Genomic DNA, 14,219 nt, shown 5'->3' on the forward strand with positions numbered 1-14,219 from the left:
TAACTTTTCTGAATGATTTTTGATAATAGTAATATCCGGATTTATACACTCACTTCTAAAAATGAAAATTAATATATGAACTTAGGTAACTTCACTATAAAGGCAGCCGAAGCGTTTCAGCAGGCACAACAGGTTGCTTTTAATAATGCCAATCCCAATATAGAAACAGAGCATATCTTAAAAGCTTTGCTTGAACAGCAGGATTCTCCTGTTGACTACCTGCTGAAGAAAAATAATGTTACCATTAACCTGCTTGAAGCCAAGCTGGACGAAGCGCTGAAGAAGCTTCCCAAACAACAGGGCGGTGAGGCAGCGCAATCCATCAGCCGAGATGCCAATAATGTAATATTACGCGCCGGTGCTGATCTTAAACAATTTAATGATGAATTTATCACGCCTGAACACTTACTGCTGGCTATCGTTCAGGGCAATGATACTTCTGCCAAAATATTAAAAGATGCGGGGCTTACCGAAAAAGGTTTGGTTGCCGCCATTAAAGAATTGCGTAAAGGTGAAACTGTCACCTCCCAAACGCAGTCGCAGGAATTTAATGCTTTGAATAAGTATGCAAAGAACCTGAATGAAATGGCAAGACAGGGCAAACTTGATCCTGTAATTGGCCGTGATGAAGAGATACGCAGAACATTGCATATTCTTTCACGCAGAACAAAAAATAACCCGATCCTTGTGGGCGAGCCCGGTGTAGGTAAAACCGCTATTGCAGAAGGTATTGCCCACCGTATCGTAAATGGTGACGTGCCTGAAAACCTTAAATCAAAGATCATCTACGCTTTGGATATGGGACAATTGATTGCCGGTGCAAAATATAAGGGTGAATTTGAAGAAAGATTAAAAGGTGTTGTAAAAGAAGTAAGCAACAGCGATGGCGAAATCATTCTCTTTATAGATGAAATTCATACGCTTGTTGGCGCCGGTGGAGGCGAAGGTGCCATGGATGCCGCTAATATTTTAAAACCCGCATTGGCCCGCGGTGAACTGCGTGCAGTAGGCGCCACCACCTTAACTGAATACCAGAAATTCTTTGAAAAGGATAAAGCGCTGGAACGTCGTTTCCAGAAAGTGCTGATTGACGAGCCGAGTGTGGAAGACGCTATTTCCATTTTGCGTGGTTTGAAAGACCGTTATGAAACACATCATCATGTGCGTATAAAAGATGAAGCAGTTGTTGCTGCAGTTGAATTATCGCACCGTTATATCACCGATAGATTTTTACCTGATAAAGCCATTGACCTTATTGATGAAAGCGCTGCCAAGCTTCGCCTTGAAATGAATTCAATGCCCGAAGAACTGGATAACCTGGAGAGACAAATACGGCAGCTGGAAATTGAAAGGGAAGCTATTAAAAGAGAAAATGATGATGATAAATTAAAGATGCTGAATGTTGAAATAAGCAACATGAGTGTTGAACGTGATACCTTAAAAGCAAAATGGAAACAGGAAAAAGAGCTGGTTGAAAAAATTCAGAATGCAAAAGCTTCTATTGAGCAGTTAAAACTTGAAGCAGAACAGGCTGAACGCAACGGCGATTATGGCAAGGTAGCTGAGATACGTTATGGTAAAGTAAAGGAACAGGAAAAGATCATTCACGATTTTACCGTTCAGTTGGATGAATTAAGCAAGCATGGCCGCCGTTTAATGAAAGAAGAAGTGGATGCAGAAGACATCGCAGAAAGTGTTGCCAAATCAACCGGCATTCCTGTAACAAGAATGATGCAGAGTGAACGCGAAAAATTATTACAGCTTGAAGATCATTTACATGAAAGGGTAGTGGGGCAGGAAGAAGCTATTACGGCTGTGGCAGATGCTATCCGCAGAAGCCGTGCAGGTTTACAGGACCCCAAAAAACCAATTGGTTCTTTTATATTCCTTGGTACAACCGGCGTTGGTAAAACAGAGCTTGCAAAGGCGCTTGCAGAATATTTATTTGATGATGAAAGCATGATGACACGTATTGATATGAGTGAATACCAGGAAAAACATACAGTGTCCCGCCTGGTGGGTGCGCCTCCGGGTTATGTGGGATATGATGAAGGCGGCCAGCTAACTGAAGCCGTTCGCCGCAAACCTTACAGCGTTGTATTGTTAGATGAAATCGAAAAGGCGCATCCTGATGTTTGGAATGTTATGCTGCAGGTTTTGGATGATGGAAGGCTCACCGATAATAAAGGCCGGGTTGTAAATTTCAAGAATACTATCATTATCATGACAAGCAATATTGGAAGTACTTTGATACAGGATGCCTTTCAGAATGTGAGCGAAAAGAACCTGGAAGAAGTGGTTGATAAAACAAAGCTGGAAGTAATGAATTTATTGCGTCAAACCATCCGTCCTGAATTTTTAAACAGGGTTGATGAGATCATCATGTTCCAGCCGTTGATGCGTAAAGAAATAAAGAACATAGTAAAAATACAGTTGAATGATTTGAAAAAGCTGTTGCAGCAAAATCATATTGAACTGGAATTTACAGACTATTTAATTGATTATTTATCTGAAACCGGTTACGATCCGCAGTTTGGTGCAAGGCCATTAAAGCGTTTAATCCAAAAAGAAATCGTAAACCAGCTAAGTAAAAAGATACTCGCAGGCGATATAGACAGGTCAAATCCTGTTTTGGTTGATGTGTTTGATGGTGTAGTTGTATTTAGAAATGAGGTGTTAGAAAAGGTGAAGTAATAATCACTGTTGAGTTTCCCTTACAAATCCCCCGGCAACGGGGGATTTTTTTATTGCGTTCACAATGATACATTTGCTTATTAACTATAAAATTTTCAATTTTGGACACATCAGGTTTTTTTGAAACTTTCTTTAATAATGCCCGGTATAACGGTATTGTTATCATGAATAAGCAAGGCATTATTTTAAACATAAATGAAGCCTTCCACGCCCGTTTCGGTTATACGTCTGAAGATTTAACGGGTAAAAATTTTAAAATATTATTTACCGAAAAAGATCAGCTTGCTTCAAAACCGGAAACAGAACTGCAAACGGTTTTGGCACAGGGTTCTGCCAACGATGAGAATTACCTGGTACATAAGAATGGCAACAAGGTCTGGGTTACAGGCGAATCTGTTTACATAGAAAATAAAGATGGCAATTCATTCCTGGTTAAAGTGGTGCATAATATTCATGCACAAAAACAATTGGAAAGATTCCTCATAGAATCGCATGAATTTATTGATACTATTTTTGATTCAGTAGAAGAATCAGCCCTTATTATACTCGATAGCAGGCTCCGTGTTATTAAAACCAATAAAACGTTTCTCCGGCTGTTTGAATTAGGAGAAGCGCCTGTAGAGAACAGCCGTTTAGCTGATATTGATAATCCTTTCTGGAGCCGGCCTGATGTAAAACAGGAAACGCTTAATTTTCTTACACGGCATAACATAAACGAGACTAAAATATTTGAGCTGCAAACACATTCTGGTGATACAAAAAAAATTAGCTTTTTAGCCAGGCTCATTGAAGGTGTTCCAGGCATAGACAGAAAACTATTGGTTATGATAAAAGAAATAGTGTAACCTTATACCTGCATAATAACTTCAACTTGTTGCCTGATATAAGATTGAACGCTTTTTAATCCATTCCGAAATTTTAACAATTGCAGGCTTATAATATTGTTACCTACTTTTATGAATGTATAGATTTGTATTTTTAGTAAACCAACCCACCAGCATTTAAAAATTATTATATGCAACGCATAAAACTATTTGCAGCCACAAATCTTTTACTGCTGGCATTTTTTTCCTGCAACAACAATAAAACGCCTGATGAGCACATTGATTCAACTGCCGAAAGTGCAGTTGCCCAGGCAAAAATTGACGGAGCTGTTTCGTGCAGCGTGCTTGGCTTCACCATGGCCGACAGTGTAACTTATATGAAACAGGGTGGAAAAGAATTTAAGCCAACTGTTGTTAATGATGATAAACCTTCAAAAACCATAAAAGATATGGTTTGGGTGCCCGGCGGTGAATTCAGCATGGGCAGTGTAAATCCCACCAATATGGAAGATGGCGGCCATGAATTGATGAATGATACAAGGCCCATTCACCGCGTGTATGTGAATGGATTTTTTATGGATAAAACAGAAGTTACCAATGCAGAATTTGCCGCATTTGTTAAGGCTACCGGTTATGTAACGGTGGCTGAACGCAAGCCAACCAAAGAAGAATTCCCGGGTGTGCCTGAAGAAGACCTGGTGGCTGGTTCTGCTGTGTTTACACCATCTGCCACAACTAATCTTTCCAACTATTTACAATGGTGGAATTATGTGCGCGGCGCTGACTGGCGCCACCCGCTGGGGCCCGGGAGTAATAATGAAGGCAAAGACGATTATCCCGTTGTGCAGGTATCGTGGGAAGACGCGGAAGCTTATGCAAAATGGGCCGGTAAAAGGCTGCCCACAGAAGCGGAATGGGAATTTGCTGCAAGAGGCGGTAAAGCGGGAGAGATGTACACCTGGGGCAACCAGCTAAAACCCGATGGCAAATGGATGGCCAATATTTATGAAGGAAAGTTTCCGTCTGCCGACCAGGCATTGGATGGTTATGCAGGTATTGCGCCCGTGGCAAAATACCCGGCAAACGGGTATGATATTTACGATATGGCCGGTAATGTTTGGGAATGGTGCAGCGATTGGTACAGGCCCGATTATTACAAAACGCTTGCAGAAAAAGGACCCGTTTCCAAAAACCCGCAAGGGCCGCCTGAGTCCTATGACCCTGAAGAACCCGGTGTAAAAAAGAAAGTGCAGCGTGGCGGCTCATTCCTTTGCACGGATCAATACTGCACCCGCTATATGGTGGGAACAAGGGGAAAAGGCGAATACAGGTCTGCCTCCAACCACATTGGCTTTCGCTGCGTGAAAGATGTTTCCTCCGGTGATCTTGCCGCCTTAGCAAATAAGCAGAAGAGAACAAAAGCGGCCTTTCACTGAGTGGCATTTGTATATAAAAAGAAGACCTGATCAACATAAACAGCCCGTTGAACGATCCGTGGAGAATGGGAAATAAATTGGAGAATTCTGACTGCCGCAACGGCAATACAAAAAAACAAAGGAGTAAGTATTGAAGTACGAACATGAAAGCGTTGTTGAATTAAAACTATGTTACAGGTGTTATCTTGTTGTTTTTCTTACACCCTAACACACCACTTATACAACGATTTCCTGTACTTCAGGAATGGGTTTTGCTACCACCGGTTTTACAGGCTTTATTTTTTTATAGAGATAATTATAAATTTCAATTTGCGAACGAACTTTCTTACCTGTTGGCTTCACATAGTTGTTATCTAAATTATTATCCAGTATGCGGGCCTTTACGTTATCTTTCAACTCAATATCAAGTATATCTTTTATCTCCTGGCAAAGTGCTCTATTTTTTATAGGTATAGCCGCTTCAATGCGGTGATCGAGGTTGCGGATCATCCAGTCGGCAGATGATATAAAAAACTTTTCCCTGCCGCCGTTTTCAAAAATAAGCATGCGTGCATGTTCCAGGTATTCATCTACGATGCTTATAGCTTTTACATGATGATTCCATTTTTTATGCTTCAGCTTTGCGCAACAAATACCGCGAATAACAAGGTTGAGCTTTACGCCTGCATCGGCTGCTTCATATAATTTCAGAATTAATTGAGGATCGCTTAAAGAGTTAACCTTTAAAGTAATGGAAGCTTTCTTTTTTGCCTTCGCATTTTTTATTTCCGTATTAATTAACTGGGTCAACTGCTGGCGCATGGATGTTGGGCATACCATCAGCGTTTTACAACTGTTCAGGTATTTAATCTTTGAAGGGTTTTCAAGGTATTTAAAAATACGGTTAATATCGGCCATTACATTCCTGTTGCTGGTAAGCACACAGGCATCTGCGTAAACCTTTGCTGTTTTTTCATTCAGATTACCGGTACTTACAAAACCATATTGAATGGTTTTTTTATTGCTGCGCTTGCTTATAACGCAAAGCTTGGCATGCACTTTCATATTGGGTATGCCCAGCAATACTTTCACACCTTCTTCTTCCAGCAATTCTTTCCATTCAAGATTATTTTCTTCATCAAAGCGGGCACGCAGTTCCAGCATTACCGTTACGCTTTTACCATTGCGCACGGCGTTGATCAATGCATTGATGACTTTTGAATTAGAGGCCAGCCGGTAAGCTGTTAATTTTATGGAAGTCACTTCAGGGTCTATGGCCGCTTCGCGTAAAAGGTCGATTACGGAATTGAAAGAATGATAGGGAAAATGCAGCAATACATCATGTTTTAAAATAATGTCCGTAACCCTTGATGTATCCACAAGTTCAGGATGTGTAAAAGGCTGCCGCCTTAACCTTTTTTGTTTAAATACATCCGGAAAATCCATAAAGTGCCGGAAATTATGAATACGGCCGCCGGGAATAATATTATCCATTCTTGTAAGGTGCAGCTTCTTCATAAGATATTCGAGCAGCCCGGAATCCATTTCCTTATCAAACACAAAACGCGTGGGTTTGCCAATGCGCCTGTTCTTAATGCCCTTCTGTATTTTTTGAACGAGCGATGTAGTTATATCATTATCAATATCCAGCTCCGCATCTTTTGTAACCTTAAAAATGTAAGATTCAAATTTTGTATAATTGAAATAAGAAAAGATATAAGGAAGATTAAAGCGGATGATATCTTCCAGCAGTATGATGTGGTGCTGTCCTTCCGGTGCCGGCAATTCTATAAAGCGGCCAATAATGCGGCTGGGCACTTCTATCAATGCATATTTTTGCTGATAAGCCGTATCCTGCCTGCGCATAACTACGCCGAGATAAATGCTTTTTTCACGCAGATAGGGGAGTTGCGGAAGGCTTTCAATCATTAAAGGAATAATATTGGAACGAACTTCTTCTTCAAAAAAAGTTTTTACAAATGTCTGCTGCTGTTTATTGAGCTTTTTTTCATCAACCAGGAAAATGCCCTGTTGCTGCATCTCTTTTAAAATGCCCTGCCATATACGGTTAAATTCATTCTGCTGATCGAGCACAATGGTTTGAATTTGTTCCACTATACTTTGCGGATTTTCTTCCAGGTGCATATTGCCTTTTTTTCCGCCCAGTTCAATCATACGTTTCAGCGTTGCCACACGCACCCGGAAAAATTCATCCATATTATTCGAGTGAATACCCAAAAATCGAATGCGTTCCCGTAAAGGCACAGATGGATCGGCTGCTTCCTGCAACACCCGGGCATTAAAACTAAGCCAGCTTATATCTCTTGGAATTAAATTTTTCATACAATAGCTATAGTCAAAAATATAGGTTTGAAAAACATTCAAATATTAAGTTTTAAAATACAACGTTTATGCATAATTTCTTTTGCTAAAAACAATTATTTTTAGATTTAAACTTATAATTATGAAAAGCACAATTTCTACACTTATTTTCTTTTTTGTTTTTAGCTTTTTCTCCCTTGCACAACAGTATGAGCGGGTATGGGTAAAACAATACCAGGATAATGCCGCAGACAATCATTATTTCAATGATATGGTTGTTGATAAATACGGCAACACTTATACGGCCGGGTATGAAAGCAACTGGAGTAATTACCAGCTTACGCATTTCTATATAAAAAAGGTTAGCAGCGATGGTAAACCACTTTGGAAAAGATATTTTAATAACCTGAAAGATTCAATGGATGAAGCTATTGCCATTGCAACCGATGCAGACGGGTTTATTTACGTTACAGGAACCCGGAAAGACAGTGCTACCTATGGAACAACTGTAAGCGATATTGTTACCATGAAGTATGACAGCGCGGGTAAACGCATCTGGCTAAACCGTTTTCATGATGCTGCTTTTGTGCTGGCAAGCCCGAAGGATATTTCCATATCGCCTGGTGGAAGCATTTTGATTACGGGAAATGAAACAAGGTATGTATATGAAATGGGTGCCTACGTTAATAACTTACTCCTGCTGAAATTGGATAAAGCCGGTAAAACGTTATGGACAAAAAAGATGGACCAGGTAGTGGGCCATGGCGGTTGCTTCGATAACATGAATAATATTATCATAGCCGGCGCTTCCGATCCCGGCAACCTTCCTCAAACGCAGAAGCCGATGGTTTTAAAGTTTAAGCCAAATGGCACCCTGGCATGGAGTAATGTTTTTAATGAATATAATAAAAATGGAAGGTTCTATTATGTTGAATGCGATTTGCTCAATAACATCTATATAAATGGCCAGACAGATACAATTTCTTTTTATAATAATCCCAGGATATTAACGGTAAAATATAACAAGGCCGGAAAACAACTATGGTTTTCCAAAGAAGTCAGCGGCAGCTTTACCATGCCGTCTCTTTATGGCGCTTTTACAATTGATACCAAAGGCAACTGTTATGTAGCAGGCACTTTAAATTATTCTGATGTTAACAGCAAACGTATCATTACAAAATATACTACAGGTGGTGTAAAAAAATGGACGGATACTTTTAATGCAGGTTTCTGGGGGCCGGATCGTCCAACGGGGATTGTGGTTGATCAACAGCAAAATGTTATTGTCACAGGCACCTGTTATTATCAGAATAACAGGCATGTGGCCATTACAAACGGGTATAACAAAAATGGAACACCGTTTTTTACAGATGTATATGAGCTGAATTCAATCGAAAATATGGTTACATTAGGTATTCAAAAAGACCCTGCGGATAATTTGTATGTTGCAGGCCGCAGTACCATTGTAATTAAATATGGCATTGCACAGGCGGCCGCTTCCGCAACAGCATCTGGCCCGGCATCTGAAAATCTTGTATTATTCCCCAATCCTGCCAGGGATGTTTTACATATTGGTTTTACAGCCGCGGCTGGGGCTTCGGCATATCGCGTTGTTATAACAGATGTTTCCGGTAATAGGGCATTAGTAAAGCAATTGGGAAAACTTGAAGGGAAAGCAAATCTTGCTATTAATATTGAACAGCTAAAGCCAGGAATATATACAATGGTTATTACGGATGGCGTTACATCTTTTACAAGAAAATTTATAAAAGAGGAATAGAATAATTTTCTCCCTAAACCCTTTTAAAAATATTTACCTGAAAGCTGTCTAAAGTAAAATTTACAAACATATTTAATGTGTTTTGCAAGTTTTTAGGAAGCATGAATAAAATCCAGGAAGGTCGTCGTCATATCCGTCCTGACCGGGTATCTGCACCTCCAAACTGAATCAGATTCCTCCGCTGCGGCTGGGAAAGACGTGCAAAGGCGTGTATATTTTTAGTATTATATAAATTACGAAGTAATCTTTTCAGATAACTTCTGCATTATACTGCAGCGGCTTCATGCTGCAACGTGTAATATGATGTATTCAGGTTGCTATTAGCCTGTTCAGCTTTTTCTATAATTGAATAATCAGAGAGTATAAGCGCTTTATTCTTTTTTACGCAAACGTCGTGTTCAAAATGAACGGAAGGTTTGCCATCGCGGGTTCTAACTGTCCAGCCGTCATCGTCGGTGTAAACATCCTTGGTGCCCATGTTTATCATAGGCTCAATAGCCAGCACAACATTTTCTTTCAGCCTGGGACCATTGCCGCGTTTGCCGTAGTTAGGCACCTGCGGATCCTCATGCAGGCTTCTGCCCAGGCCGTGGCCTACCAATTCCCGCACCACACCATAGCCATGTTTGCGTTCTGTATATTCCTGTATAGCATAGGAAATATCGCCAACACGGTTTCCGGCAACAGCTTTTTCAATTCCTTTATATAAAGATTCTTTGGTTACACGCATTAACTGCAATACATCTTCGCCTGCTTCTCCCAGCAAAAAAGTGTAAGCATGGTCGCCATGCCAGCCATTTAATATCACGCCGAAGTCTATGGAAACAATATCGCCGTCCTTTAAGGCTACATTATTGGGAAAGCCATGCACCACCACATCGTTCACCGAAGCGCAGATGGTAAAAGGGTAGCCATGATAATTTAAGAAAGAAGGAATGGCTTTATGGTCCCTGATGAATTCAGCGCAAAGCCTGTCGATCTGCATGGTGGTAATGCCGGGTTTAAGCATAGTGGCAACTTCTGTAAGCGTTTTACTCACAAGCCTGGCGCTTTGCTTCATCAGTTCAATTTCTGCATCTGTTTTATATAATATCATATTGTATCTCCTGCTCAAAGTGTGCAAATTTCGCAAAAAAAATCCAACAAGGTTCAACAATAATAAAAAGCCGCTTCACCAGGTGAAGCGGCCTTTGAAAGTTTTAAAGTGGTAAACGCTTAAACCTTCGTGGTAAATTTATATTAAAACCAGCTACCAACAAAGGCTTCATTAGTAGTTTTTGGATCAACCCTTTTTCTCCTGCGGGCAGCCTTTCTTCTCTGGACGATCATTGTTACAATTGCCATCGGTATAAATAAAATTGTCAGTGGCGGAATACCCATCATGCTTACCCATTTGCCGCCATACATCCTGCGCATTGGCCGCCGTAATCTTTCGGCAATCAAATACATGCTCGGTACAATTACCAGCGTCATAAAAAAGGCGAAGGCAAGGCCGAAAATGATCGTCCATGAAAGCGGTTTCCAGAACACCGCATTATCACCACCGAGATAAATGTGCGGGTTCAGTTCAGAAAATAAAGTAACAAAGTTGATATTAAAACCAACGGCCAACGGAATGAGTGCCAGTATGGCTGCCAGGGCGGTAAGCAATACCGGGATGATACGCGTTTTACCTGCCTGCACCACCGCCTCGTGGGTTTTCAAACCGCGTGACCGCAACTCATCGGCAAATTCAATTACAAGAATACCATTCTTCACTACAATACCAGCCAGGCCAACAATACCCAGGCCCGTCATTACGGAGCTCACAGTCATGCCCGTTATACTAAAACCTAACAGCACACCAATTACACTGAACAATATTTCTGTAAGAATAATTATGGGTTTGCTTACGGAATTAAACTGCAATACAAGTATAAGCAGGATGAGCATAAGCGCGATCAATAAAGCCTGGCCGAGGAATGATACAGTTTCTGCCTGCTGCTCGCTTTCACCTGTCTGGCTTATAGTTACGCTATCTGGTTTTTGTTTAAACTGTTTTATATAGCCGCCTAACTGCTGGTTAACCGTTGTAGCCGTATAACCAGAGAGCAGGTTAGATGTTAATGTAATTACACGCTTATATTTCTTGCGCTTTACACTGCCTAACGTAGTGGTATAATCTACATTTACAAACGAGCTGATAGGCAACGTTTTTACCTGCCCGGTTGAACCGCGGAAAGTAATGGTCATATTCAGCAGGTCAACAAGACTTGCCTTATCCATCTCTTTATCGCGTAGTTGTATCTTATATTCGTCTTTCCCTTCCTTTACTTTAGACACTTCCCTTCCAAATACTGCTGTTCTTATTTCATTACCAATTTGCGCGGTGGAAAGTCCTTCTGCATTGGCTTTTTCACGATCTATAGTAAGCGATATTTCAGGATTGGTGAGATCAACATCCATCTTTAATTCTTCCACGCCCGGTACCTGAATGGAATCAAGGTAATTTTTTAAAGCCACTGATGTTTTAATAAGATCATCAAAATCATCACTTGCAATTTCTACGTTTACAGGAGGGTCTGTAGGCGGCCCGTTCTGTTCTTTGTCAACGCTGATCTGGGCGCCCGGAATACCTTTCAATTCGGAGCGGATAGAATCAAGGTACGGCGATGTGGCCACGCCGTTTCTTTCGCCAAACTCAACAAAGGAAACCTGTATCCTGCCCCGTTCCGGGTGTGTGCTCTGGTCGCCGCTTGCAGGATCGTTGGCGCCAATAGCCACGTTGCTGATAACACTTTCAACCACCGGATTCTTTTTGCCGTTTTCCATTCCTAACACATGATACACTTTCTTTTCAAGCACTTTGGTAACAGAATCGGTATAATCTACATCGGTGCCTACCGGCAATTTCAGATAAACATATATTTGATTGGGGTCGCCGCTCGGGAAGAATTCTACCTGCACCCTGCCACTGCTTACCGAGGCGGAAAACATGAAAAATGAAATGAAGAGCAAGCCAAATGTTCCCAGCAATAGGGCTACAGGTTTTCTGCCGTTTAATGCCCAGCGCAGCAGGTTTTCATAATGGTTCATTATCCAGGGTAAAGCCCTGTTTTGGAAAGCATGAATCCAGCCATCAAAAAGATATTTGTTCAACACAATCAGGATCATAATGAACAATAAAAGATTGCCGGCAAAGGTGGCACCGGATACATCCAGTAAAATGCCCAGCGCTACAAAAATCCAGAACGAAGGTTTTCTGAAAATAGCAGATTTGGGCGCTTTATTTTCATGGTCTTCATGATTCATGAAATCCACTGCAAAAACGGGGTTCATTAAAAACGCTACAATCAAAGAAGCGGTTAAAGTGAAAATAAGCATGGCGGGTAAGTACACCATGAATTTACCGATTATGCCGGGCCAGAATAATAACGGGAAGAAGGGCGCCAGTGTTGTGAGCGTTCCCGCCAATACAGGGATAAACACTTCGCCTGCCGCCATTTTTGCCGAAATGGTGGAGGATAATTTGCCCTTGCTTTGGGTAAATATCCTGTGCGTATTTTCGATAACCACAATGGCATCATCCACAATAATTCCTAATCCAAATAACAGGGCAAACAATACGATGAAATTGAGCGTTACATGCCCGCCGATAATAATATCTGCAAACGGCAAAAACACAAAGGCTACGAACATACTGAGCGGCACGCTTAATGCCACAAAGAAGGCATTTACCACGCCCATAAAAAACATGAGTATGATAAGCACCAGCACAAAACCTATCACAATTGAATTGACAAGGTCGTTAAACGAAGTTTCTGTTTTTTTGCTCAGGTCGCCGGTAACCACAACGTTTAAATCTTTCGGAAAATCTGTTTGTTTCATTCCGGCCACAGCGGCTTTTACCGCTTCGGACGTTTCAATAAGGTTTTCACCCGCACGTTTAATGATATTAAGTGTAATTACATTTTTGCCATCGAGCCGGGCATAACTTTCACTTGTTTTTAAAGTATCTTTTATAGTAGCGATATCTTTCAGGTAAACAGGATTTCCATACGTGTTGGTTACCACTACCTTTTCAATATCAAAAGATGTTTTAAACTGCCCGCGTATCTGCAGGGTGCGCTTCATATTGCCCACCTGCAATAAACCGCCTGTTATGTCGTGGTTTTCGTAAGAAACGGCATTGGCTATCTGGTCGAAGGAAACGCCGGCAGCCTGCATGCGGTTACGGTCAACATTAATCTGGAATTCCCTTTCCGGTGCGCCCACAATATCTACCCTGTTTAATGCCGGCAGGTTTTCCAGTTCATCCTGCAAATCCTCAGCATATTTTTTTAAACGCTGCAGGTCGTAATTACCGCTAACGTTTACATACATAATGGGCTGATCTGATATGTTTACTTCAAGTGCAGTTGGCTGCTGCGTGAGATCGGTGGGTAAATCCTGCTTGGCCTTATCCATTGCATCTTTTACTTTCTGCAATGCCACATCGGTTTTTACTTCCGTATCAAATTCAACAACAATAGCCGAATAATCCTGCTGCGAGGTACTGGTGATTTTATTAATCTTGGCGCCTGTAATGCTCTTTATCTGTTTTTCTATCGGTCGTGTAACCAGGTTTTCAATGTCTTTAGGCGAGTTACCTACATAAATAGTTTGAACATAAATAGTAGGTATAACAATATCGGGAAACTGCTCTTTTGGTGTAGTTACAAATTTTGTAACGCCCCAGAGTGTAACAATTAATATAAGCAGGTACACCGCCGTTTTATTGGTAACGGCCCATGAGGTTACAAAAAATTCTTTAAACTTTTCGCTGGTATTAATTAAGCTCATACATTCAGTTTAATGTTTTCGGGTGAATGCTATTTCACCACATTTAATCTGCGCTTTAGCTGGCTGAAGTTGTAATTAACTGGCCGTCGTATAGATTCTGAAAGCCTTCTGTAATCAGCATATCGCCAACAGCCAGACCCGATTTTATTTCAAGCTGGTCTTCATATAATTGCCCGGCTTCCACATGCTTTTTGCGGGCATAGGTTTTACCATTTTCAGTTACGGCTACCAGCACATATTTGCCCTGTTCGTCTGTTTGCAGAGTATTTACAGGTATAGTAAATGTATTATTGGCAGTATAGTCCATTATTCTTACAAGGGCCAGTTGGTTAGGTTTAAAGCTGGCATTAGAAGGGAGCTTTG

The 14,219-nt window shown here is 41.1% G+C and carries 7 protein-coding genes and 1 pseudogene; 4 read left to right on the forward strand and 4 right to left on the reverse strand.

Going from position 1 to position 14,219, the window contains the following annotated elements; all coding sequences use genetic code 11:
- Nucleotides 1–75 precede the first annotated feature (75 nt).
- From clpB to ACTHN6_RS01015, 3 genes are all read left to right on the forward strand, one after another.
- Entirely contained in the window at nucleotides 76–2,694 is a 2,619-nt protein-coding gene (gene clpB / locus ACTHN6_RS01005) for an ATP-dependent chaperone ClpB (RefSeq protein ID WP_440433842.1), read from the forward strand.
- Nucleotides 2,695–2,795: 101 nt separating this feature from the next.
- Complete coding sequence (locus tag ACTHN6_RS01010; protein ID WP_440433843.1) at nucleotides 2,796–3,539, forward strand: PAS domain-containing protein; 744 nt, start codon at nucleotides 2,796–2,798, stop codon at nucleotides 3,537–3,539.
- A 170-nt stretch (nucleotides 3,540–3,709) separates the two neighbouring features.
- Nucleotides 3,710–4,954 carry a formylglycine-generating enzyme family protein gene (locus ACTHN6_RS01015; protein WP_440433844.1) on the forward strand — a complete coding sequence of 415 codons (1,245 nt, stop codon included), beginning with the start codon at nucleotides 3,710–3,712 and terminating at the stop codon, nucleotides 4,952–4,954.
- A gap of 216 nt (nucleotides 4,955–5,170) precedes the next feature.
- On the opposite strand, the gene ppk1 is transcribed toward ACTHN6_RS01015, so the two are convergent.
- On the reverse strand, nucleotides 5,171–7,276 hold the full coding sequence (gene ppk1 / locus ACTHN6_RS01020) for a polyphosphate kinase 1 (RefSeq protein ID WP_440433845.1): 2,106 nt from the start codon (nucleotides 7,274–7,276) through the stop codon (nucleotides 5,171–5,173).
- A 121-nt stretch (nucleotides 7,277–7,397) separates the two neighbouring features.
- On the opposite strand from ppk1, the gene ACTHN6_RS01025 reads away from it, so the two are divergent.
- A complete protein-coding gene (locus ACTHN6_RS01025; protein WP_440433846.1) occupies nucleotides 7,398–9,035 on the forward strand; it encodes a T9SS type A sorting domain-containing protein in 1,638 nt (545 codons plus the stop codon).
- Nucleotides 9,036–9,300: 265 nt separating this feature from the next.
- Here ACTHN6_RS01025 and map read toward each other — a convergent pair whose 3' ends face one another.
- The 3 genes and pseudogenes from map to ACTHN6_RS01040 all read right to left on the reverse strand — a co-directional run.
- Nucleotides 9,301–10,149, reverse strand: a complete 849-nt coding sequence (map, locus tag ACTHN6_RS01030) for a type I methionyl aminopeptidase (RefSeq protein WP_440433847.1) — start codon at nucleotides 10,147–10,149, stop codon at nucleotides 9,301–9,303.
- A gap of 125 nt (nucleotides 10,150–10,274) precedes the next feature.
- Nucleotides 10,275–13,856, reverse strand: a complete 3,582-nt coding sequence (locus ACTHN6_RS01035) for an efflux RND transporter permease subunit (protein ID WP_440433848.1) — start codon at nucleotides 13,854–13,856, stop codon at nucleotides 10,275–10,277.
- A gap of 55 nt (nucleotides 13,857–13,911) precedes the next feature.
- Nucleotides 13,912–14,219 (reverse strand): annotated as a pseudogene (locus ACTHN6_RS01040) (efflux RND transporter periplasmic adaptor subunit); the annotation flags it as partial.

The organism is Parafilimonas sp., from assembly GCF_051953455.1.
Taxonomy (GTDB): Bacteria; Bacteroidota; Bacteroidia; order Chitinophagales; family Chitinophagaceae; genus Parafilimonas.

Excerpts from the sequence above, each read along its gene's own strand:
- clpB (WP_440433842.1), top strand. The coding sequence starts at position 76 with ATGAACTTAGGTAACTTCACTATAAAGGCAGCCGAAGCGTTTCAGCAG.
- ACTHN6_RS01015 (WP_440433844.1), top strand. The coding sequence starts at position 3,710 with ATGCAACGCATAAAACTATTTGCAGCCACAAATCTTTTACTGCTGGCA.
- ppk1 (WP_440433845.1), bottom strand. The coding sequence starts at position 7,276 with ATGAAAAATTTAATTCCAAGAGATATAAGCTGGCTTAGTTTTAATGCC.
- ACTHN6_RS01025 (WP_440433846.1), top strand. The coding sequence starts at position 7,398 with ATGAAAAGCACAATTTCTACACTTATTTTCTTTTTTGTTTTTAGCTTT.
- ACTHN6_RS01035 (WP_440433848.1), bottom strand. The coding sequence starts at position 13,856 with ATGAGCTTAATTAATACCAGCGAAAAGTTTAAAGAATTTTTTGTAACC.